This window comes from Pseudarthrobacter sp. efr-133-R2A-89 (assembly GCF_030209315.1).
Taxonomy (GTDB): Bacteria; Actinomycetota; Actinomycetes; order Actinomycetales; family Micrococcaceae; genus Arthrobacter.
The window spans coordinates 20,598-40,715 of sequence record NZ_JARVSE010000010.1 but is presented as its reverse complement, the minus strand read 5'-3'; the positions used below and the strand labels follow the sequence as shown (position 1 = coordinate 40,715).

The 20,118-nt window shown below is 67.1% G+C and carries 20 protein-coding genes; 13 read left to right on the top strand and 7 right to left on the bottom strand.

The window, feature by feature from the left end; translation table 11 throughout:
* The first annotated feature begins 120 nt into the window (after window positions 1–120).
* Both QRM95_RS15890 and QRM95_RS15885 read left to right on the top strand, forming a co-directional pair.
* Window positions 121–879 carry an ANTAR domain-containing protein gene (locus tag QRM95_RS15890; protein ID WP_285248503.1) on the top strand — a complete coding sequence of 253 codons (759 nt, stop codon included), beginning with the start codon at window positions 121–123 and terminating at the stop codon, window positions 877–879.
* Between the two features lie 332 nt (window positions 880–1,211).
* On the top strand, window positions 1,212–1,358 hold the full coding sequence (locus QRM95_RS15885; protein ID WP_165837969.1) for a hypothetical protein: 147 nt from the start codon (window positions 1,212–1,214) through the stop codon (window positions 1,356–1,358).
* A gap of 28 nt (window positions 1,359–1,386) precedes the next feature.
* Here QRM95_RS15885 and QRM95_RS15880 read toward each other — a convergent pair whose 3' ends face one another.
* Together QRM95_RS15880 and ftsW are read right to left on the bottom strand one after the other, a co-directional pair.
* A complete protein-coding gene (locus QRM95_RS15880; RefSeq protein ID WP_285248502.1) occupies window positions 1,387–2,601 on the bottom strand; it encodes an MFS transporter in 1,215 nt (404 codons plus the stop codon).
* Between the two features lie 28 nt (window positions 2,602–2,629).
* Window positions 2,630–3,874 carry a putative lipid II flippase FtsW gene (ftsW, locus tag QRM95_RS15875; protein ID WP_285248501.1) on the bottom strand — a complete coding sequence of 415 codons (1,245 nt, stop codon included), beginning with the start codon at window positions 3,872–3,874 and terminating at the stop codon, window positions 2,630–2,632.
* A 200-nt stretch (window positions 3,875–4,074) separates the two neighbouring features.
* Here ftsW and QRM95_RS15870 point away from each other — a divergent pair, with 200 nt between their 5' ends.
* From QRM95_RS15870 to QRM95_RS15855, 4 genes are all read left to right on the top strand, one after another.
* A complete protein-coding gene (locus tag QRM95_RS15870) occupies window positions 4,075–5,610 on the top strand; it encodes an LCP family protein (RefSeq protein WP_285248500.1) in 1,536 nt (511 codons plus the stop codon).
* Between the two features lie 68 nt (window positions 5,611–5,678).
* Complete coding sequence (locus QRM95_RS15865; protein WP_285248499.1) at window positions 5,679–6,002, top strand: ArsR/SmtB family transcription factor; 324 nt, start codon at window positions 5,679–5,681, stop codon at window positions 6,000–6,002.
* Entirely contained in the window at window positions 6,002–6,706 is a 705-nt protein-coding gene (locus QRM95_RS15860; RefSeq protein ID WP_285248498.1) for a cation efflux transmembrane domain-containing protein, read from the top strand. Before QRM95_RS15865 ends, QRM95_RS15860 begins: the two co-directional genes overlap by 1 nt.
* A 3-nt stretch (window positions 6,707–6,709) precedes the next feature.
* Window positions 6,710–7,633: a cation diffusion facilitator family transporter gene (locus QRM95_RS15855; RefSeq protein ID WP_285248497.1), complete on the top strand. Its 924-nt coding sequence runs from the start codon at window positions 6,710–6,712 to the stop codon at window positions 7,631–7,633.
* 31 nt (window positions 7,634–7,664) lie between these two features.
* Here QRM95_RS15855 and QRM95_RS15850 read toward each other — a convergent pair whose 3' ends face one another.
* Window positions 7,665–8,834 (bottom strand): acyltransferase family protein, encoded by a 1,170-nt coding sequence (locus QRM95_RS15850; RefSeq protein ID WP_285248496.1) that lies wholly within the window; start codon window positions 8,832–8,834, stop codon window positions 7,665–7,667.
* Between the two features lie 143 nt (window positions 8,835–8,977).
* Here QRM95_RS15850 and QRM95_RS15845 point away from each other — a divergent pair, with 143 nt between their 5' ends.
* Window positions 8,978–9,715, top strand: a complete 738-nt coding sequence (locus tag QRM95_RS15845) for a GAF and ANTAR domain-containing protein (RefSeq protein WP_285248495.1) — start codon at window positions 8,978–8,980, stop codon at window positions 9,713–9,715.
* Between the two features lie 316 nt (window positions 9,716–10,031).
* Here the strand turns inward: QRM95_RS15845 and QRM95_RS15840 are convergent, their stop codons facing one another.
* Window positions 10,032–11,480: an FAD-dependent monooxygenase gene (locus tag QRM95_RS15840; RefSeq protein WP_285248494.1), complete on the bottom strand. Its 1,449-nt coding sequence runs from the start codon at window positions 11,478–11,480 to the stop codon at window positions 10,032–10,034.
* 363 nt (window positions 11,481–11,843) lie between these two features.
* Here QRM95_RS15840 and QRM95_RS15835 point away from each other — a divergent pair, with 363 nt between their 5' ends.
* The 4 genes from QRM95_RS15835 (at window position 11,844) to QRM95_RS15820 (ending at window position 14,935) form a co-directional block, all read left to right on the top strand.
* Complete coding sequence (locus QRM95_RS15835; protein ID WP_285248493.1) at window positions 11,844–12,179, top strand: YciI family protein; 336 nt, start codon at window positions 11,844–11,846, stop codon at window positions 12,177–12,179.
* The gene (locus QRM95_RS15830; RefSeq protein WP_285248492.1) at window positions 12,179–13,426 is read left to right on the top strand and encodes an RNA polymerase sigma factor; all 1,248 of its coding nucleotides are present in this window, start codon (window positions 12,179–12,181) and stop codon (window positions 13,424–13,426) included. Before QRM95_RS15835 ends, QRM95_RS15830 begins: the two co-directional genes overlap by 1 nt.
* Before the next feature lie 341 nt (window positions 13,427–13,767).
* A complete protein-coding gene (locus QRM95_RS15825) occupies window positions 13,768–14,394 on the top strand; it encodes a TMEM175 family protein (RefSeq protein WP_285248491.1) in 627 nt (208 codons plus the stop codon).
* A 178-nt stretch (window positions 14,395–14,572) separates the two neighbouring features.
* Window positions 14,573–14,935 (top strand): hypothetical protein, encoded by a 363-nt coding sequence (locus QRM95_RS15820; protein WP_285248490.1) that lies wholly within the window; start codon window positions 14,573–14,575, stop codon window positions 14,933–14,935.
* Window positions 14,936–14,975: 40 nt separating this feature from the next.
* Here QRM95_RS15820 and QRM95_RS15815 read toward each other — a convergent pair whose 3' ends face one another.
* The 3 genes from QRM95_RS15815 to QRM95_RS15805 are packed head-to-tail and all read right to left on the bottom strand — an operon-like array spanning window position 14,976 to window position 18,777.
* On the bottom strand, window positions 14,976–16,439 hold the full coding sequence (locus QRM95_RS15815; RefSeq protein ID WP_285248489.1) for a dihydrolipoamide acetyltransferase family protein: 1,464 nt from the start codon (window positions 16,437–16,439) through the stop codon (window positions 14,976–14,978).
* 2 nt (window positions 16,440–16,441) lie between these two features.
* Window positions 16,442–17,554 (bottom strand): alpha-ketoacid dehydrogenase subunit beta, encoded by a 1,113-nt coding sequence (locus QRM95_RS15810; protein ID WP_285248488.1) that lies wholly within the window; start codon window positions 17,552–17,554, stop codon window positions 16,442–16,444.
* Complete coding sequence (locus QRM95_RS15805; RefSeq protein WP_285248487.1) at window positions 17,551–18,777, bottom strand: thiamine pyrophosphate-dependent dehydrogenase E1 component subunit alpha; 1,227 nt, start codon at window positions 18,775–18,777, stop codon at window positions 17,551–17,553. The genes QRM95_RS15810 and QRM95_RS15805 overlap by 4 nt, the downstream gene beginning before the upstream one ends.
* 160 nt (window positions 18,778–18,937) lie before the next feature.
* On the opposite strand from QRM95_RS15805, the gene QRM95_RS15800 reads away from it, so the two are divergent.
* Together QRM95_RS15800 and QRM95_RS15795 are read left to right on the top strand one after the other, a co-directional pair.
* Window positions 18,938–19,399 carry an Lrp/AsnC family transcriptional regulator gene (locus QRM95_RS15800; protein WP_285248866.1) on the top strand — a complete coding sequence of 154 codons (462 nt, stop codon included), beginning with the start codon at window positions 18,938–18,940 and terminating at the stop codon, window positions 19,397–19,399.
* A gap of 265 nt (window positions 19,400–19,664) precedes the next feature.
* Window positions 19,665–20,114: a hypothetical protein gene (locus QRM95_RS15795; RefSeq protein ID WP_285248486.1), complete on the top strand. Its 450-nt coding sequence runs from the start codon at window positions 19,665–19,667 to the stop codon at window positions 20,112–20,114.
* Window positions 20,115–20,118: the final 4 nt, after the last annotated feature.

Genomic DNA, 20,118 nt, shown 5'->3' with positions numbered 1-20,118 from the left:
GCCGGCCGCCGGAGAAAGTAGAGTACCGGCTACTCGTGCACACGCCCTGACCGCCCAATAAATTGCAAGGAAACCTGCGGCGGCCGATGCCACGGGGTACGACTTGAATGGGGGTGCGGGGTGGCGGTTGGCCCGGCGCATAACAGGGGACCCGAACGGCAAGGGTTCCTGCTGGACCTGATAACAGGTACCGAGGACGACGCCGGCTCCCTGCAGACACTCGCCGACGCAGGGGCCAGGTGGCTCAGTACGACGGCGGGCTCAACGATCGAGTGCGGCGCCGTGCTGCACAGGCAGCGAACCTATGCCGCCGGTGCCGGAAGCACGCCGGGCGCAGCCCGCTTCGCGGCAGCTGAGGAGGAACACGCAGACGGGCCCACAGCCCTGGGCGTGGCGTTGTCAGCACCCGTGGTGGTCAACCCCACGGGCTCCCCCGCGCGCTGGCAGGCGTACCGTCACCGGTTGCTGGATGGCGGATACGGGGCGGCGCTGGCCCTCCCCCTCGAACTGCGGCCCGGTTCCTCGGGAGCCCTGGTGTTCCTGGCCCACGGCAATTACGCCTTCATCACCCGGATCACCAACGAGGCCGCCTGGTTTGCCGGAGTGGCCTCACAGAGCCTGAAGCTTGCCCTGGACGTCCACGGCGTCATCCGCTCCGGGGACAACCTGAAGCAGGTGCTGGAGAGCCGGACCTCCATTGACGTGGCCTGCGGCGTGCTGATGGCACAAAACCGCTGTTCCTACCCCGAGGCCTTCAGCAAGCTCGCCGGGGCGTCGCGGCACCGCAACCTCAAGGTCCGCAGCGTTGCGGACAGCATCCTCAGCACCATGCCCAGCGGCGCCGCCGGTACCCGGTTTGACCCCCCGGCGTTTGCCTGAGGACTACGCGGAGGTATAGCGGCACTCCCCTGCCCGGAGGGATTTTAGTGGCGTGCCCGCGCCCGGATGAGTCCGGCCGCGACAAGTCCTGCAGCTCCGAGCGAGGCCAACATGCCGCCGAGAGCCACGAAGTAATCGGTAATGGTCATTGCCCTGCGCTCCGTTCGTGCCACTGAAACTGCCGGATGAGCCCAAGCTACGCGCCGAATCTCAGCGTTTACCGAAGGATCGCCAGCAGGTTTGGTCAAGATCTGATGAAAATCAGCTGCGGGCATCCACATAGTTCGGCTCCCCGATCTTCCCTTTCGCGGGGCGTTCCGTATTATTCATGCATGTGGACAAAACAAAGCCAGAGCTACTGCCCCACCTGCGGCAGGGCCACTAAGCACGTCACGCATTTCCGCAAGGACGACGCCGGCTCGCTGGTTGCGGAGGTCCGTTGCAGTGAGTGCCCCGAGATCGAGAGTGCCGTCGCCTGAGTCCCTTCCGCGCCTCTTCCGGCCGGACCTAAGGCCTAACGGCGTGCGGACGGACGACGACGAAGATCACCAGGGCCGCTGCCTGCACCACCGTGATGGTCACCGCCAACGCCGGAATTGATTGTTCGTAGAGCAGGCCGATGAGGAAGCTCCCCGCCAGCCAGGCAAGGCCGTAGCAGGCAGTGAACATCCCGTACGCGCTCCCCCGCCGGGCTGCCGGTGCCAGCCCGGCGACGCCGGCCCGCATGGTGCTTTCCTGGATCCCCATGGCCGCTCCCCACACCAGCACCCCCGCCACCGCGAGCACTGTGTTGTTGCTGAAGCCCAGCCACGGGACCGCTGCGGCAAGCACCGGCAGGACCACGAGGACTTTCAGGCCCACCCGGTCATAGAGCCACCCGGAGGCCAGGGCCGCCACAGCGTCAACGCCCATGGCCACTGCATACAGGACCGGGACCAGGGCGGGCGGCAGCAGTCCGGCCTCCACCAGATGGAATGAGAGCAGCCCGAACGTGGCATAGCCAAACATGGTGAGGCTGCTGAACGCGGCATAGAGCCAGTACTGCCGGGGCAACGGGGCAGCCCTGCCGGACGGTGCCACATCATTTTCAGGAGCGGTACCGGCCTGCGGGGTGGCGGGCTCCGCGGACAGCCCGGCAGGGACGGTCTCGTAGGCGGCCGGGTCGGGCACCTTGTTCTTCAGCCAGAACAGCAGCAGCATGGCCGCCAGCCCGGGGATGGCCAGCAGCAGGAATCCAGGCCCGTAGCTTCCGGTCAGGGCGAGCGCCGCGCCCACCAGAAGCGGCCCCAGCAGTGCTCCCACCTGGTCCAGCGCCTCGTGCAGCGCAAAGGCCTTGCCCTGGCCCAGGGCGGAACCGGCCTCAGCCAGCATGGTGTCCTTGGCAGGGCTGCGCACGGCCTTGCCCAGCCGTTCGGCCAGGATCAGGAGGCAGGCGATCCACAAGGCATTGCTGATGCCCAGGAGCGGAACGGACAACGCCGTGAGGGCGTAGCCGGAGATAGCGAGGGACCAACGCAGTGCCGGCCGGTCCGCGAGGCGCCCGAACAGCAGGCGGAGGACCAGGGCAACGGCTTCACCCGCCCCCGTGACCACGCTGACCAGGAGGGCCGAGGCACCCAGGGCGCCCAGGTAGGGCCCGGTGACGCTCCGCGCGCCCTCGTAGACCATGTCCATCAGGGCACTGACGATCCCGAAGGCCACAATGAAGCGGACTGCCGTCATGGGCGTTCCCGGAACAGCCCTCCCGGCCCTACCGCTGGTACTCGTGTTCCCTCACCCGCTTCACCGGCGCGGCAGCCTTGGCCGCGGACTTGGTGCCCGGATTTTCCGGCCGGGTCACGGCCAGGATCACCCCGATGCCGGCCAGGGAGGAGACCATGGCCGAGCCTCCGTAGGAGATGAACGGCAGTGGGACACCGATGACCGGCAGCAGCCCGCTCACCATGGCGATGTTGATCACCGCCTGCCCCAGGATCCAGGTAATCACGCTGCAGGCAACGATCCGCGAGAAAGTGTCCGTGGTGCGGGCAATCGTCTTGAAGACGGTGATGGCAAGGATCGCGAACAGTCCGAGGACCAGGAGGGTGCCGGCCAACCCGAGTTCTTCGCCCAGGATGGAGAAGATGAAGTCGTTGTGGGCTTCCGGGATCCAGTTCCATTTCTGCCGGCTCTGCCCCAGGCCCACGCCGAACCAGCCGCCGGAGGCAAGCGCGTACGCGCCGTGCTGCGCCTGGTAGCCCATGCCCTGGGCGTCCTCGTCAGAACCCATGCCCAGCCAGGACGAGATCCGGCCCATCCTGTTGCCGCTGGTTGCCGCGAGGACCAGGGCGGCCACAACGCAGATAAGGCCGGCCACGGAGAACACCTTCATCCGTACCCCGCCGTAGAACATGGTGGCGGCGAGGATCAACATGATGATCATGGTGGTGCCGAGGTCGTGCCCCAACGCCACGATGATCATGATCAGCCCGCCAGCGGGGCCCAGCGGGACCACCGCATGTTTCCAGTTCGCCAGCAGGGCCTGTTTCCGGTCCAGGATGGCCGCGGCCCAGACAATCAGCGCCAGCTTGGCGAACTCGGAGGGCTGGGCGGTGAATCCGCCTACACTCAGCCAGTTCCGGTTGCCGTTCACGGACATGCCCAGCGGCGTGAACACCAGGACCAGGGCCACCAGTGACCCGATCAGCATGGGCCAGCCCAGGCGCCGGATCCGCCGGACCGGCATCCGGGCCAGCAGCAGCATGATCACCACGCCCGCAACGGTCCACATGGCCTGCTTGAGGGGAAGATCGTACGGATTGTTTCCTGCCGCCACGGATTCCACGGACGACGCCGATGCCACTTCCACGAGCCCGATCGCCGAGAGCGTGAGGACCACGGCCAGGATCAGCGGCCGGAGGCGGCCCGGCGAGTCATCCTCCAGCCAGAGAGTAAATCGTCCCCATCCGCGCCGGCCAGGGCGGGCCGCGCCGCGTTGTTTATGACCTGTGTCCATCTGTCCGTTCCTCAGCCTGCAGCCCGGGCTTCCTCGACGGCCGGGCCCATCTCCGGGGCGGGTACCGCCGAGAAAAAAGAGTACGCCCCCGCCGCCCGGGGACCGCACCGGCGCGGCCGGGAAACCGGGATTCTGGGCGAATTGCCAGCTTGGCCCTGTAGGGTAGCGGAAACCTGTCCCCTCCCGAAGGTCATTTCGTCGTGTTCGGTTCCAGAAAATCCCCCGGCCCGGAACAGGAAGGCTCCACTCCGGCAGCCTACCCGGGCCAAGGCGAGCTTTACGCCGCCAGCTCCCGCCACAGCAGGCCGCGCCGCCGTGCCCCGCGCTGGGTCAAGGCTGTGGTCGCCGTCGTCTCTGTGCTCCTCCTCGGCGTCCTGGCGTTCGGCGGCTACTGGGCGTGGCGCCTGCAGTCCAACATCAGCACCGCGGCGCTGACCGCCGGTGGCGAACGCACCGAAGGTGCGGTCAATGACAGTACGGACCGGATGCAGATCCTGGTGCTGGGCTCGGACACCAGGAGCGGGAACAACAGCGAGTACGGCAGCGCGGATGATTCCTCCGGCTACGGCCAGTCGGACGTCATGATGCTGCTGGATATCTCGGCGGACAACAAGCACGTCAACGTGGTGAGCTTTCCCCGCGACCTCCTGGTGAACATTCCGGCCTGCACGGACGCGAAGACCGGCCAGAAGTATCCCGCGCAGCAGGGCGCCATGATCAACAGCGCCATGAAGCAGGCTGGAATCGGCTGCGCCGTGGACACCGTGAACAAGCTCACCGGTTTGGAGATCGACCACTTCATGATGGCCGATTTCAACGCCGTCAAGGAACTGTCCAACGCGGTAGGCGGCGTGGACGTGTGCGTCAGCGACGCCGTGGACGATCCCGACTCCGGACTGCACCTGCCCGCCGGCACCTCCCAGGTGCAGGGCGAACAGGCGCTGGCGTTCCTGCGCACCCGGCATGGTTTCGCCAACGGCGGGGACCTGGGCCGGATCAAGGCCCAGCAGGGTTTCCTGGCCTCGCTGACCCGCAAACTCAAGTCGGAGGGAACACTCAGCAACCCGCAGAAGGTACTGACCATCGCCGACACAGTCACCAAGAACCTGACCGTGGATTCGGGGCTGTCCTCCGTGCCGTCGCTGCTGACCATCGCCAACCGGCTGAAGAACATCGATCCGGCGAGCGTCAACTTCATCACCACTCCCACCGTCCCGGCACCGCAGGACCCCAACAGGCTGGTCCTGGACGAGCCTGCGGCGTCCAACTTCTTCGCCGCACTGCGCAGCAACCCGGACCTGAGCCAGCCGGCCACCGCCGCCCCCACCCAGGCACCGGCGACACCCGCGGCGCCGGCCTATGACAAGGCGCTGCAGCCGGTATCCATTGCCAACGGAACAGGCGTAGCGGGCCGCAGTAACGCCATCGCCGGTCTGTTGTCCGACGCCGGCTTCACCAAGGTGACCAAGCTCCAGGCCACCGTCCGCACCCAGACCATGGTCTACTACAGCGCCGGGTATGAGGATGTGGCAGCGGACGTCGCCGCCCTGTTCGGCCTGCCGGCCGGCAGCGTCCAGCAGGTGGCCAACATCCAGGGCGTGCAGCTCTCTGCCGGCACCGACTTCGTGACGGGCACCAAACCCGCCGCGCCGCCGTCGTCAGCTGATTCCGGCAGCGTGGTGGCGCAGACCGGAAGCGACCAGACCTGCCAGGCCACCAACACCTCCGGCTACTAGCACCGGGGGCTGCCGCAGTCCCAAAGTACATAGTTGCCTGAATACAGCCAGCTATGTACTTTGGGATCATGCAAACGCTCACGCAGGCTCCCGTGCTGGCCCGGTTCGGCTACGCGGTGTCAGACCCCACCCGTGCCCGTGTCCTCCTGGCGCTTTCCGAGGCGGCGTCGTACCCCTCGGACCTGGCGGACAGCCTGGGCGTGTCACGGCAGAGCATGTCCAACCATCTGGCGTGCCTGCGCGGCTGCGGCCTGGTGGTTGCCGTTCCGGACGGCCGGCGCACGCGCTACGAGCTCGCGGATGCCCGGATCGGCCACGCCATCACGGACCTGATCAACGTTGTACTGGCCGTGGACCCCGCCTGTTGCGGCCCCGACGGGGACGTGGCGTGATGACGGCACTCCCCACGCCCGGCACAGATCGCCGGCGGGTCCTCAGCCGCCGGATCAGGCTCTTTGCGGCCGCAACCATCACCTACAACGTGATCGAGGCCGCCGTGGCGTTGTGGGCGGGCGGGGTGGCCGACTCCTCGGCCCTGATCGGCTTCGGGCTGGACTCGGTGATCGAGGTGGCGTCCGCACTGGCGTTGTCCTGGCAGTTCTCCGCCAAGGACCCGGAGCGGCGCGAGCACCTGACGCTGCGGATCATCGCCGTTTCCTTCTTTGCCCTTGCCGCGTTCGTGGCCGTGGACGCCGTCCGCTCACTGGCAGGCGCGGGAGAAGCGCAGCACTCGGTTCCCGGCATCGTCATCGCGGCCCTGAGTTTGGCCATCATGCCCGTCCTGTCCTGGGCCCAGCGCCGTGCCGGCCGCGAACTCGGTTCCCGGACGGCGGTGGCCGATTCGAAGCAGACCCTGCTGTGCACCTACCTCTCCGCAGTCTTGCTGGTTGGCCTGGTCCTGAACAGCACCTTGGGCTGGTGGTGGGCGGATGCCGGGGCCGCCCTGGTCATTGCGGCAATCGCCGTCCGCGAAGGCATCAACGCGTGGCGCGGGGACGCCTGCTGCGCGGTTCCGCACGAACAGCACCAGACAGGCGACGACTGCTGCGGGCCGGCTCCGCAATCCTTGGGCATGCCCACCATAAGGAAGGGCTGACCAGTGGGCAGCGGACACAGCCACTCCCACGGCGGAGCTGACCACCACGGCCAGCGCGGAAAGCTGCTGTTGGTTTTCGGCATCACGTTTACCGTGATGCTGGCCGAGATCCTCGGAACGGTCCTGACCGGAAGCCTGGCCCTGCTGGCGGACGCCGGGCACATGTTCACCGATTCGGCCGGACTCCTCATTGCCGTGATTGCGGCGTCCCTCGCCCTGAAGCCTGCCACCCACACCCGCACCTGGGGTTACAAGCGCGCCGAAATCATCGCCGCGGCAGGGCAGGCCGCACTGCTGCTGGGCGTGGGCGGATTCGTCATTGTGGAGGGCATCCGCCGGCTGTTTGCCCCTCCCGAGGTGGGCGGCTCCCTCATGCTGTGGTTCGGCGTCATCGGCCTGGCCGGCAACGCGGTGGGGCTGCTGGTGCTCGCCTCGGGGCGGCACCACAACTTCAACATGAAGGCCGCGTTCCTCGAGGTGCTTAACGACGCCCTGGGTTCGGTCGCGGTGATCGTGGCGGCGCTGGTCATTGCCCTGACCGGCTGGACCCGGGCGGACGCCGTCGTGTCACTGCTGATCGGCGCGCTGATCATCCCCCGCACCCTCAGCCTGCTCCGGGACACCGTGAACGTCCTGATGGAAAGCACTCCCCCGGGCCTGGACCTGGCCAAAGTGCGGGAACACATCCTGGCCCTGCCGCACGTCATCGACGTCCACGACCTGCACGCTTCCCTGGTGGCTTCAGGCGTTCCGGTGTTGTCCGCCCATGTCACCGTGCAGGATCAGTGCATGCGCGACGGGCACTCGGCGAGCATCCTGGCCGACCTGCAGCGCTGCGTGGCCAAGGACTTCGACGTCAGCATCGAACACTCCACCTTCCAGATCGAACCCGCTGCACACCGCGACCAGGAAAGCATCCAGCACTGACGGCACGGGCCGCCCGCCCGGGGTGTCCGGATCAGGCGGCCACCGGCTCCTTGGCGCGTTCCCGGGGTGCTGGCTCGGCGGCGGGTTCCAGCTTTGCGTTGGCCCACTGCCGGAGCGGCCGCTCCACGAAGCGGAACGACACGTAAGCCACCAGCACGGTGAGGACCGCGGTCAGCGCGATCCGGAGGGGCAACGCCGGGATCAGCCGCATCAGCAACAGGTAGACCGGCAGGTGCCAGAGGTACATGGCATACGACAGGTCGCGGCCGGGCTTGGCGAGCCACGGGTGGCTCAGGATCCGTGCCAGGAAGCCTGCCGGCTGGAGCACCAAGGCCCCGATCAGCACCGCTGACAGCAGGGCGAGCACCGCGGGACCGGCAGCCCAGAAAGCAGTGAACCACAAGCCGGGTGTGTCAGGTTCCTTGAACAGGAACAGGGCGGCAGCCAGTGAGATGGCGGCCAGCGGGGCTCCCCAGCGGGCCGCGGACACCAACCCGCCGTGCAGCCGGGAGCCGGTCCGCACGGAGGTGAACAGCAGGGCAAGGGCGCAGCCAATCAGCAGCTCGTCCGCACGGGTATCCGGGCCGTTGTAGATCCGGGCCAGCGGCTGGCCCGCCGTGACCAGCAGGAACCGGTTCAGCAGGAACGCGCCGGCCAGTGCCAGCGTGGCGAAGGCGACGGTGCGGACCTTCCAGAACCGGAGCATTACCAGCAGCAGGAGCGGCCATACCAGGTAGAACTGCTCCTCGACGGCCAGGGTCCAGGTGGGGCCCAGCGTTTCCCCGGCGATGGAGTTGCCGAACAGGCCAAAGTGCGCCAGGTTCATTACGTAGGCTGCGGCCGGCAGGACGAACCCCGCCTGGCCGCCCCAGCCGGAGGCGGGGAACAGGAAGCCTGTTACGAGGATCACCGCGCAGAGCGCCAGCAACGCCGGCCAGAGCCGGGCTAGTCGCTTGGCGTAGAAGATGCCCAGGTGGAGGCGGCCGGTGGTGCTCCACTCCTTCATGATCAGCAGCGTGATCACGAAGCCGCTGAGCGTGAAGAAGACGTCGACACCGATGGATCCCCCGGGGACCAGATCGGTGGCGGTGTGAAAGAAGAACACTCCCGCCACGGCGATGGTGCGGAGCCCGTCCAGGGCGTGCTTGCGCCCGGCGATGAGCCCCGTTCCGGGCACGGCCGGGCGCTCCGCGGCTGACAAAATTCCACTGCTTGACCTAAAAACCACTAAGCAAGCATATATAACGTTTCCATAACTGCCCTGTGTGGAAGCTGGGCGGACCCTGAAAGCGGCGCCCAGGATCATGGCTTGTGGCCGGAGGGCTCGCCTTCTACATTGAACACATGGTGGACCAGGACATGGCAGAGGATTTCGAGCGGCTCGTCGAATTGATCGGCGGCACGGAAGATATCAAATCCGTCTTGAACGCCATCACCACGTTTGCGGCGGCCACCATGACGGACACCACCGGCACGTCGATTGAATGCGCCGTGACCCTGCGCCGGCGCAAGCACACGGCCACTATTGGCGGCAGCAGCGATACTGCGGTGGTGCTGGACAGGATCGAGCAGACACTGGGAGACGGGCCGTGCGTCGATGCGCTGGAGACCGGAGTCCCCGTCCTGCTTGGTGACGTGGATTCCGACCCCCGGTGGCCGGAGTACCGCAAAGCCCTCGCGGCGGCGGGCATCGCCAGTGCGCTGGGGGTGCCCATGAAACTGCAGGACGACGCCGGGGCCGTCCTGGATTTTTTCGCTCCCGCCAGCGGGCTCTTCAGTGAGCGGGCGGTATCCGAGGCGGTACGGTTTGCGGACATGGCGGGCATGGCCCTGCGCCTGGCCATCCGGATAGCGTCCGCGGACCAGCGTGCCGAGCACCTGAAGGCCGCGATGGACACAAGGACAGCGATTGACGTGGCCTGCGGGATCATCATGGCGCAAAACCAGTGCAGCAAGGACCAGGCGTTTGAAGTGCTCCGCCGGGCCTCCAATACGCGGAACCAAAAGCTCAACGATCTTGCCCAATCGCTGGTGGACCGCTTCACGGGCCCACAGCCCACTGCCGCCTACTTCGAGGATTGAGGTTTGCACACCGGCGGCGTTCGCCGCCGGCCCGGGAGCCAGCCACGCTGCTGACTCCCGGAGTGTACGGCGTGGATGTGGCCCACCCCCGAATCATGGATTTCCCTTGGGCCACATCCGCGCCAGCTAGGGGGGAGGCGGATGCACGCCCGGAAGCGGCTCGGGTGTTGTGGGGAGTGCGGTCACGGATATCCTCAGACGGTGCATTGCCGGCCGTCTGCCTGACCTTGGGCCAGCCTACAAGCACCTGCCTCCCGGCGACAGCGTGCACGCGCACAATTTTCGGTCAAGATCATGCAAGGATTCAGGGCGGATTTCAGTGCGCAGCACCAAACCATTCCGCCATCGCTTCCGGCAGGCCCGACGCCGAGTGCTCACCGGCCCAGGCCACGTAGCCGTCCGGACGCACCAGCACTGCCATGGGTGCAGGCACCACGCCCAGCACCGGAAGCTCCCACGCGCCGTCGTACGTCCCGGAAACGTGCCGCACCCGTCCAGCCCACGCACCCGCGTCCAGGCCGGGACCGCCGAGGTCCAGCAGCACGGGCCGTGCCTGGCGCAACAGCCCATATACCCGCACGGATCCCTCAACGGTGGCGATATCCAGGTCGGGCATCCGGCGTCCCACCAGGGGGTGGCCCGCCCCAGGACCGTAGGCGACGTCGAGGCCGGTGACCAATCCGGCCATCGGGGCCCCGGCGCCCTCGCGGCGGAGGACCTCGTCCAGCAGGTCCCGCAGCGCCTCCTGCCGGGGATCGGCCTTCTGGAACAGGGACTGCGCCATGGTGTATTTGAGCGCCCGGGCGCCTGCCGGGTGGCGCTCGGCATGGTAGGTTTCCAGCAGGTGGTCCCCCGATATTCCGCGGACCACCTGCGCCAGCTTCCATCCAAGGTTCACGGCGTCCTGGAGGCCCAGGCCGATGCCCTGCCCGCCGGTCGGGGAATGGACGTGGGCGGCGTCGCCGGCCAACAGGATGCGGCCCTTCCGATAGGACTCCGCCTGCCGGGTGGCGTCCGTGAAACGCGAGAGCCAAGCAGGGCTGTGGACGCCGAAGTCCGTGCCGAACACATCAGTTAAGGCGCGGCGCAGGTCCTCCAGCGTGGGCTCGGTGGCAGGGCCAAGTTCCGCTTCGGTCACCACCACCCGGACCATGCCTTCCCCCATCGGGTGCAGCCCATGGATGCCGCGGGCATCCACTTTGCCCTGCTGCACGGGTTCGCCGGCCACCTTCACCTCCGCGATCAGGCTGCTGCGGGTGGCGTCCGGGCCCGGGAAGTTGATCCCTGCCGAGCGCCGCACCACGCTGCGTCCGCCGTCGGTGCCCACCACAAACCTGGCCCGCACGGGTCCGCCGCCGGCGAGCTTGACGTCGGCGCCGTCGTCGTCCGCTGCGACGCCGGTGACCTCCACGCCCCGCCGGACGTGCACGCCCAACTCCTCTGCCCAGCCCAGCAGCAGCCGCTCGATGTGGTTCTGGAACAGGGCCAGTGTGTACGGGTGGCGCGTGGGCAGGCCGGCCAGGTCCAGCTGGGTGGCGCCAAACGTTGCCGCCTGCACGGTCTTGCCCTCGGCGAGGAACCGCTCCGCGATGCCGCGCTGGTCCAGCAGTTCAATGGTTCGGGCGTGGATTCCACCGCCGCGGGAGCCAGCCAGTTCCTGGGACGGCCGCCGCTCCAGCACCAGGGCCTCCACCCCAGCCAGGCGCAATTCCGCCGCGAGCATCAACCCTGTGGGCCCGCTCCCCACAATCACTACATCATGCATGCTGTCCCCGCCCTGTGCCCGCACCCGCCAGCCGGGATGCGGCACCCAGTATGCGCCAGCCCGGGGGCCTTGCGGCAAGCCCCCCGGAGCGCGGTACCTTGGAAATACGGGGAAGACTGCAGCCTTTAAGCAGGCGTGCCGCCTTCTCCAGGTTGGGGGTCCCTGAGAAGGCGGCACTGCATCCAAAGTACTGGCCGGCCGCTGTGGAACAGCCCGGCAGCCGCTTTTTCGGCCGAAATTTTAACGATTCCTTTACGCCGGGCGAACTATTTAAACAGCGTTGTCGATCCGGGCTTCCCCTGCGCGTCGTATGGGTAGGAGCTCCAACAGTGGGCTCTTATTGACAAGCGAAGGGAGTTCAAAATGTCCAAGTATCTGATCCTGATCTACCAGGACGAAGCGGTGACCAGGCAGGCCGAGGGTGAGTCGATCAGCGCCAACTACCAGGAGTTCATGGAACGCCGCGGGGCTTCGCTGATCAGCGGCGCCGCCCTCCATCCGTCCTCGACGGCGACGTCCATCCGGCGCGACGGGGCGGGCGGGTTCGCGGTGACGGACGGCCCCTTCGCCGAGTCGAAGGAGACCCTGGGCGGTTACTACCTGGTGGAGGCGGCCGACCTCGACGAGGCGCTGCAGATCGGCAAGGAGGTTCCCGCCGGCGTCGGGGTTGAGGTGTGGCCGGTCCGGGTGGTCAGCTGATGGCGCGGGCCGCTGGCTCGGAGGTTGCTGCCGCGGTTGCCGATGCGCACCGCCGGGAGTGGGCGTTCGTGCTGGCGGCCACGGTGCGGGTTGCCGGGGGCATCGACGCCGCCGAGGAAGCCGTCCAGGACGCCTACGCCAGCGCCTTGTCCACCTGGGGCGGGACCGGTATCCCGAGCAATCCCGGGGCTTGGCTGACGGTGACGGCACGACGACGGGCCCTGGATATGCGGCGCCGTGCGGCAACCGCGCAACGGGCTTTGCCGAAGCTCCTTGGCCGTGAGGACGACGACGGCGGGTTCCCGGAGGGGGACGATATTCCGGATGACCGGCTGAGGTTGATCTTTACCTGTTGCCACCCGGCCCTGCCCTTTGAGGCACGGGTGGCCCTGACGCTGCGGCTGCTCTGCGGACTGTCCACTGCAGAGGTGGCGCGGGCGTTCCTGGTCCCGGAGGCCACCATGGCGGCACGGATCACCAGGGCGAAGAAGAAGATCACGGCCGCGAACATCCCTTACCGGGTACCGTCGGCGGACGAGCTGCACGAGCGCGTGGACGGGGTGCTGTCGGTGGTGTATCTCGTGTACACCACCGGGCACACGGCGCCGTCAGGAGCTGACCTGATGCGCCGGGATCTTGCCGAGCGCGGTGTGGAGCTTGCCCGGCTGCTGCGTGAACTGCTTCCTTCCGATCCCGATGTGGCCGGGCTCCTGGCCCTGGTCCTGCTGACCGAAGCGCGCCGGGATGCCCGGGTGGACGGGAACCGGGACCTTGTCCTGTTGGACGACCAGGACCGGTCCAAATGGGACCGGCACGCCGTCACGGAAGGAGTGGCGCTCCTGCGCGAGGCCCTGGTGTCCCGGCCACCGGGCCGCTTTGCCCTCATGGCGGCGATCGCCGCCGTCCACGACGAGAGCGAGTCCTGGTCCGGCACCGACTGGCAGGAGATCCTTGGCCTTTACGACCTGCTGATGGAGCGGTGGCCCTCCCCCGTGGTCCGGCTCAACCGGGCCATCGCCCTGGGCTTCGCTGTGGGGCCGTCCGAGGGGCTGGCCGAACTCGATGCGCTTGGTGCCGAGCCGCAGCTTGCCAGGTACCCGTACCTGGCTGCGGCGCGCGGTGACTTCCTGCTCCGGCTGGGCCGGCCGGATGAGGCGCGGGTGGCGTTCGAAGAGGCACTGATCCTGACGGACAACGAAGCCGAGCAGCGTTTCCTCCGGGGCCGCCTGTCCGGCCTGGCCGGCTGACGCCGCGGCTTGCCGGTTCGCCTTGGCGTTGGCCTCGGCCTTGGCCCGCAGCAAAGGGAAAGCCCCTCCTAGGAGGGGCTTTCAACGTAGTGGTTGTCATTTGGCTTCCGATAGTGGTCGGTGTTGATGCACTCCCCCTTCCCGGACGCCCCCGGGCGCCCATCCGGACTATGACCTAAATCACTTTAGTGACCTCCGGCTAGGGCGTAAAGACCCTATTCAAAAAAAGGCACGGCGTTCGACGGCGGGGCGCGGCCGGCGTCGAGCCCCGATGCCCGGTGCCGGGCGCCGGTGCCGGGCGACGGGGACCGGGCATTATGCTTCTGACGGAGGGCAGAACTGTGAACAAAAACCGGCTTGAGGCGTTCAGCGATGGCGTGCTGGCAATCATCATCACCATCATGGTGCTGGAACTGCGCGTACCGGAGGAGCCCACCTGGCATGGCGTCGCCGGGGTGCTGCCCACCTTGCTCAGCTACCTGCTCAGCTTCGTCTACGTGGGCATTTACTGGAACAACCACCACCACCTGATCCAGATTGCGGACCGGGTCAACGGCGCCATCCTGTGGGCCAACCTGCACCTGCTGTTCTGGCTTTCCCTTTTCCCGTTCACCACCCGGTGGATGGATGAGTCAGGATTCGTGGAGGTACCGGTGCTGGTCTACGGCATCAACCTTCTCTGCGCAGCCATTGCTTTCTACATCCTGGAGCAGGCGCTCATCCGCGAACAGGGCAAAACCGGGGCCGTCGCCCAGGCCCTGGGGCGGGACTGGAAAGGCAAGGCATCGCCTCTGATCTACCTCGTGGGCATAGCACTGGCGCTCGCCCAGCCGCTCCTGGGTATCGCCGTCTACACGGTGGTGGCCCTAATCTGGCTGGTCCCCGACCGGCGGGTGGAGCACTTCGTGTACCGCGCCCACCAGCCCGGCGACGCCAACGGCCAGGACGTTCCCGGCCCCACGCCCTAGGTGTCCTTGCGGCGGGACCTATTCCTCTGGTCCGGGACCATCCGCGGAGATGCACTGGTACCAGCAGGTGCCAGTGCATCCCGCCCGAAAGGAAACGCAGAATGGCCAAGGACACCGCGCTGACCGCCGAGGGGACTCCCGAAGCAGCCCCGGGGTCACGATGGGAAGCCGTGGCAACGTGACAGCCACGAAACACAATCCGTCCGCCGTGGCAGCAATCAAGGCAGTCCACACTCTCGCGTGGCTGTCGATTGAACTGTGCGTCGTCTACGTGCTCGTCACCGGCTTGGCCGGGCGGACCGACAAGCGCGTCGGCATGGCGGCGGCAGTGGTCACCGCCGAAACCCTGGTATTTGCCGCCAACGGTTTCCATTGCCCCCTCACCGGCCTCGCGAAACGCTACGGCGCCGAAACCGGCTCGGTCACGGACATCTACCTGCCAAAATGGTTCGCCCACAACCTTCCGGCCATCCACACTCCCCTGCTGGTGCTGATGGCCTACCTCCACATAAGGAACATCCGCCGAGGGCTGGCCGGCTAAGGGCCAACCTACCGGCGGCGCTCGTCGAACGTGGAGGAGCTCAGATGTCCGCCAGCAAGGACGTGGGGTTTTCGATGGCGTCCGCCACGAAGCGGAGGAAGCCGCCGGCGGTGCCGCCGTCGCACACCCGGTGGTCGAAGGTGAGGGTGAGCTCGGTAACCTTGCGGACAGCGAGCTCGCCATTGACCACCCAGGGCTTGTCGATGATGCGGCCCACCCCGAGGATTCCCACCTCCGGGTGGTTGATGATCGCAGCGGATCCGTCCACGCCGAATACGCCGTAGTTGTTCAGGGTGAAGGTGCCGCTGCCGAGTTCGGCGGGTGTCGCCTTGCCGTCCCGGGCCACCTGCGTGAGGCGGCGGATTTCCGCGTCCAGTTCCCGGGCGCTGAGTTTCTCGGCGCCGCGGACGGAAGGCACCACCAGGCCACGCTCGGTCTGGGCCGCGAAGCCGAGGTTGATCCCGTCGAACGAGACGATCTCCTGCGAGCCGTCCTCCGCCGTTTCGATCCGCGTGTTCAGTTCCGGGTACTTCTTCAGCCCGGCGGTGACGAACCGGGCGATGAAGGCGAGCAGGCCCGGAGCTTCCCCACCTTTGGCTTTGAGTCCTTCCCGCAGCTCCATCAACGCCGTGGCATCCACATCCACCCACACGGTCGCTTCCGGGATTTCCGAGCGGCTGCGCGCCATGTTCGCGGCCACTGCCTTCCTTACACCGCGGACAGGAGTGCGGGCGGAGACGGCGAGACCCGTACGGGGATCTGCGGTTTTGGTTTCGACAGGCTCAACCACCGGGGTGCGCCTGATTTCCGCCGGCTCGACCGCCGGGGTGGAGATGGCCGCTTCCACGTCGCGGCGCATGATGAGGCCACTGTCGCCGGAGCCTTGGAGGCCGCCGAGATCGACCCCGTGCTCCCGGGCCATGCGCCGGACCAGCGGTGAAATCACCGCGCCGAGCTTGCCGGGGACGCGGGTGCGCAGGAGGCTGAGGTCGTCCTCGGTGGTGTTGACAGGCTTGGTTTCGACAGGCTCAACCACCGAGAGCGCGGCTTTGGGCGCACGGGTGCGCCGGGCAACGCCGTGACCGCCGGGAGTGCCGTAACCAATCAGGACATTCCCTGAGCCGGCCTTCTCCTCTTCACGATAGGCCTCGGCCGCCGCGCTGGCCGGTTTCGGCTCGGCAAGCTCGGTCTCGGTGGGCTGAACTACCGGCTGGTCCGGCGAAGGGGCGGGGGCGGCATCATCCGCGGCGACTCCGGAATCGACCGGCGTCACCGAGATCAGCGGCTTCCCCACGTCCAGGGTCTCCCCCGGCTTCCCGTGCAGCTCGGTGACGATCCCCGCGTACGGGGACGGAACCTCGACGGCGGACTTGGCGGTTTCCACCTCGGCGATCGGCTGGTCAACAACAATCGTGTCCCCCACCGAAACGTGCCAGGCAACGAGTTCGGCTTCGGTCAGGCCCTCGCCCAGGTCCGGCAACAAAAACACACGTGCTTGGCTCATGGTCAGTTCTCCCACTGAAGGTCGTCGACGGCGTCGAGGATGCGGTCCACGCCGGGCAGGTAGTACTTCTCGAGTTTGGGCGCCGGGTACGGGACGTCGAACCCGGTGACCCGGCGGATGGGCGCGGCCAAGTAGTGGAAGCAGCGTTCCTGGACCCGGGCCACGATCTCGGAAGAGACGGACGCGAAGCCGTGTGCCTCGGCGATCACCACGGCCCGGCCGGTCTTGCGGACGGACTCACATACGGTCTCATCATCGAACGGCACGATCGTCCGCACATCGATCACTTCCAGCGAGCGCCCTTCCAGGGCGGCGGCCTCGGCGGCGGCGAGCGCGGTGGGGACGGACGGACCGTAGGCAATCAGCGTGGCCTCCGTGCCGGGACGGGCGACGGCGGCCCGGCCTTCGGAGGTGCGTCCCGTCGTCGTGCTTTCCGCGTGTTCGCGGCGCAGCTCACCCAAGTCCACCTGGTCCTTGGTCCAGTACATCTTCTTGGGCTCCATGAAGATAACGGGGTCCTCGGAGTCGATCGCTTCGCGGAGCATCCGGTATCCGTCCGCCACGGTGGCGGGCGTGTAGACCTTCAGGCCTGCCGTGTGGGCGTAGTAGGACTCGGAGGAATCGCAGTGGTGTTCCACTCCGCCGATGCCTCCGCCGTACGGGATGCGGATGACCATGGGCAGCTTCACGGCCCCCTTGGTGCGGTTGTGCATCTTGGCCACGTGGCTGACGATCTGCTCGAACGCCGGGTAGGCGAACGCGTCGAACTGCATCTCGATCACGGGGCGCATCCCGTTGATCGCCATGCCGACGGCCATGCCCACGATGCCGGATTCGGCCAGCGGGGTATCGAAGCAGCGCTGTTCGCCGAACGTGGCGGTGAGGCCGTCGGTGATGCGGAAGACACCACCCAGCATGCCCACGTCCTCACCGAAGACCAGGACGGAGGAGTCGGCGTGCATGGCGTCGGCGAGCGCGGTGTTCAGGGCCTTGGCCATGGTGAGCGGCTGCGGCCCGGCGGCTTCGGCGGACGCGGCGGCGGACGCTGCGGCCCGGGCGGTGGCGGCGGAAACGTTGCCGTTGGCCTCGGACGAGGTGGTGATGGTGGGGCTCACTTGCCGGCCTCCTCTGAATCAGTAGCTGCTGCGTCGCGGGCGAGTTCGTCGGCGAGCAGGGCGGATTCTTCCGTCAGCTGCGGCGTCTGCCGGTCGAAAACGTGGCGGAACAGCTCCTGCGGGTCGACGGGAACATCCTCGCTGAGGCCGTCGCGGAGCTGAGCGGCAACGGCCTCAGCGTGTTCACGGATGCGGGCCTCGCCGTCGTCATCCAACAACCCGCGGTCCGTGAGGTACGTGCGCATCCTGTTGACCGGGTCCTTGGCCCGCCACTCTGCAACCTCGCTGTTTTCGCGGTAGCGGGTGTCGTCGTCGGCGTTCGTGTGGGCTTGCATCCGGTACGTGTTCGCCTCGACCAGCAGCGGGCCGGAGCCTTCGCGGGCGAGCTTGACGGCGCGGTCCAGGACGGCGAGCAGCGCCACGACGTCGTTTCCGTCCACGCGTTCGCCGGCCATTCCGTAGCCCACGGCCTTATGCGCGAGCGATGGCGCCACGGACTGGTGTGCCAGCGGCACCGAGATGGCGTATTTGTTGTTTTGGACGAAGAAGATCACCGGCAGGTGGAAGACGGCGGCGAAATTGAGGGCTTCGTGGAAGTCGCCTTCGCTGGTGGCGCCGTCGCCGCACATGGCCAGGACCACGGTGTCCTCCCCGCGGAGCTTGGCGGCGTGGGCCACCCCCACGGCGTGCAGCAGCTGGGTGGTCAGCGGGGTGCACTGGATGCCCACCTTGTTTTCGAGGGGGTCGTAACCGCCGTGCCAGTCGCCGCGGAAGATGGTCATCACCTGCACCGGGTCCACGCCGCGGGTCATGACGGCCACGGCATCACGGTAGGTGGGGAACATCCAGTCGGCGTCTGAGAGGCACAGGGCAGCGGCAACCTGGCAGGCTTCCTGCCCGTGGCTGGAGGGGTAGACGGCCATGCGGCCCTGCCGGACCAAGGCGGAGTTCTGGTCGTTGACGCGGCGGCCGACGACGAGTTGCTCGTAGGCGGCCAGCAGTTCCTTGTCGCCGGGCACGGGGTATTCGTGGCCGGGCTGGGTGCCCTGCTCACCTTCGGGGATGAGCCGGCCGTCCGGGTCCACCATCTGGATCTGGTGCCGGGCGGGGAGCATGTAGTCCTCCACCGTGATGCCGAACTTCTTCACAGCGTCGGTCAGCGCGTTTCCTGCTGGCTCGGTGCTGGTGGTGTCCGGCGCGGTGTGGTCTGCGGAGATCGTCATTGGTCCGTCCTTCGATTGCCACTATTCGCTCCCAGTATGGTCCTGCAGCAGGTTTCGTATCTACCGGGTGGGCAAATCGTGGAGAAGCTGCTCCGAAGTGCCTATTATGGGAGACGATTTGTAACTGTGACGTGGATTACCGACGGGAGCCGTGGACAAAATGCCGGGCAAGGACGCAGCCGCCGAGGTCCCACTGGACGACATCGACCGGCGCATCATCAGTGAGCTCACCCGGGATGGACGCATGTCGGTGACCCAGGTGGCGGAAAACGTGCACATCTCCCGGGCACATGCCTACTCGCGGATCGCCAGGCTGACCGGCGACGGGGTGCTGACCCGGTTCACGGCGCTGGTAGACCCCATCAAGGCGGGACTGAAGTCCTCGGCCTATGTCACGCTGAAGCTTCGGCAGGATGCCTGGCGTGAACTTCGGGACCAGCTGGGCGCCATCCCGGAGGTGCACCACATTGCCCTGGTTGGCGGTGATTTCGACGTGATCCTCCTGGTCCGGGCCGTGGACAACATCGACCTGCGGCGGGTCATTTTCGACCAGCTGCAGACCATGCCGGGCGTCCTGGATACGCAGACCTTCCTGGTGTTCGAGGACGTGGATACGCGGTAGGGACGGGCTAATTCGCCGCCCACCCTTGCCGCCGACGCCGGCATGTGATGGCGACGCGCAGGTCAGAGCGCTGCCCACCCGTGCGAGTACTCACCCGCCGATCCAAGTAGCGGGAATCTCCAGTCGCTGGAAATTCGGGTACCACTACGTGTTGTTGCGCCCTTTTGCGTTCGCAAATATTGGGTCATCGATCCACCGGAAGGCACCTCGATGGAGCCACCTATGGGGGAACGGGTTCTCAATCACACACACAAGGAGTCTTTCCATGCGCCCAATGACCAAGAAGAACAAGATCGCCGCCGTCGCCATGTCCGCAGCCCTGGTGGCTGTTGGTGGCGGTGCCGCGTACGCCTACTGGAGCACCACGGGCGGCGGCAACGGCTCCGCGGCGGCAGCGCAGAGCACGAATGCCGTCGTGGTCCATGTTGCCTTCGACAAGGACATCACCCCCGGCTCGACGAAGACGATTAGCTACACCGCAGACAACCCCAACACCGCCAGTACTCCGGTTACTTTCACCGGTGCTGTGGTCACCGCCAGCGGCACCTGTGACGCGAGCTGGTTCTCGGCCACCGTTCCGGCTGGAACCAAGACTCTGGCCGGCAATGCGACCAGCGTTGATATGGGCACTGGCGTCCTCACCTTCAGTGACAGCACGGCCAACCAGGACGCCTGCAAGGGCGCAACCATCACCGTAACTGCCACGACCAACTAACCGC

What these genes read in the sequence shown, in the direction of transcription:
- QRM95_RS15805 (WP_285248487.1), bottom strand. Translation starts at nt 18,777, where the DNA reads ATGACGATCTCCGCAGACCACACCGCGCCGGACACCACCAGCACCGAG.
- QRM95_RS15845 (WP_285248495.1), top strand. Translation starts at nt 8,978, where the DNA reads ATGGTGGACCAGGACATGGCAGAGGATTTCGAGCGGCTCGTCGAATTG.
- QRM95_RS15865 (WP_285248499.1), top strand. Translation starts at nt 5,679, where the DNA reads ATGCAAACGCTCACGCAGGCTCCCGTGCTGGCCCGGTTCGGCTACGCG.
- QRM95_RS15880 (WP_285248502.1), bottom strand. Translation starts at nt 2,601, where the DNA reads ATGACGGCAGTCCGCTTCATTGTGGCCTTCGGGATCGTCAGTGCCCTG.
- QRM95_RS15800 (WP_285248866.1), top strand. Translation starts at nt 18,938, where the DNA reads ATGCCGGGCAAGGACGCAGCCGCCGAGGTCCCACTGGACGACATCGAC.
- QRM95_RS15840 (WP_285248494.1), bottom strand. Translation starts at nt 11,480, where the DNA reads ATGCATGATGTAGTGATTGTGGGGAGCGGGCCCACAGGGTTGATGCTC.
- ftsW (WP_285248501.1), bottom strand. Translation starts at nt 3,874, where the DNA reads ATGGACACAGGTCATAAACAACGCGGCGCGGCCCGCCCTGGCCGGCGC.
- QRM95_RS15860 (WP_285248498.1), top strand. Translation starts at nt 6,002, where the DNA reads ATGACGGCACTCCCCACGCCCGGCACAGATCGCCGGCGGGTCCTCAGC.
- QRM95_RS15815 (WP_285248489.1), bottom strand. Translation starts at nt 16,439, where the DNA reads ATGAGCCAAGCACGTGTGTTTTTGTTGCCGGACCTGGGCGAGGGCCTG.
- QRM95_RS15835 (WP_285248493.1), top strand. Translation starts at nt 11,844, where the DNA reads ATGTCCAAGTATCTGATCCTGATCTACCAGGACGAAGCGGTGACCAGG.
- QRM95_RS15795 (WP_285248486.1), top strand. Translation starts at nt 19,665, where the DNA reads ATGCGCCCAATGACCAAGAAGAACAAGATCGCCGCCGTCGCCATGTCC.
- QRM95_RS15885 (WP_165837969.1), top strand. Translation starts at nt 1,212, where the DNA reads ATGTGGACAAAACAAAGCCAGAGCTACTGCCCCACCTGCGGCAGGGCC.
- QRM95_RS15830 (WP_285248492.1), top strand. Translation starts at nt 12,179, where the DNA reads ATGGCGCGGGCCGCTGGCTCGGAGGTTGCTGCCGCGGTTGCCGATGCG.